This window comes from Pseudomonas sp. 21615526 (assembly GCF_013386245.1).
Taxonomy (GTDB): Bacteria; Pseudomonadota; Gammaproteobacteria; order Pseudomonadales; family Pseudomonadaceae; genus Aquipseudomonas.
In genome coordinates this window covers 1-312 of the sequence record NZ_JACAOM010000087.1, presented here as the reverse complement: position 1 = coordinate 312, position 312 = coordinate 1, and the positions used below count along the sequence as shown (strand labels likewise).

The 312-nt window shown below is 46.8% G+C and carries 2 tRNA genes; both read left to right on the top strand.

The annotated features are described in order from the left end of the window. Nucleotides 1–79 precede the first annotated feature (79 nt). Nucleotides 80–156 (top strand) — tRNA-Ile (locus tag HX786_RS23955). Between the two features lie 10 nt (nucleotides 157–166). Beyond that, nucleotides 167–242, top strand: a tRNA-Ala gene (locus HX786_RS23950). The last annotated feature ends 70 nt before the right edge of the window (nucleotides 243–312 follow it).

The following is a 312-nucleotide window of genomic DNA, read 5'->3' as shown; positions in this document are numbered from 1 at the left end:
ATTCATTGAAGAAGACGATAGAAGCAGCTTTAAGCTCCAAGCTGATAGCTCTTAGCTAATCAGTTACGCGCTCGAAATTGGGTCTGTAGCTCAGTTGGTTAGAGCGCACCCCTGATAAGGGTGAGGTCGGCAGTTCGAATCTGCCCAGACCCACCAATTTTGTTATGGGGCCATAGCTCAGCTGGGAGAGCGCCTGCCTTGCACGCAGGAGGTCAACGGTTCGATCCCGTTTGGCTCCACCATTAACTGTTTCTACTGTTAGAGTTTAGAAATGAATATTCGCCAATGAATATTGATTTCTAGTCTTTGATT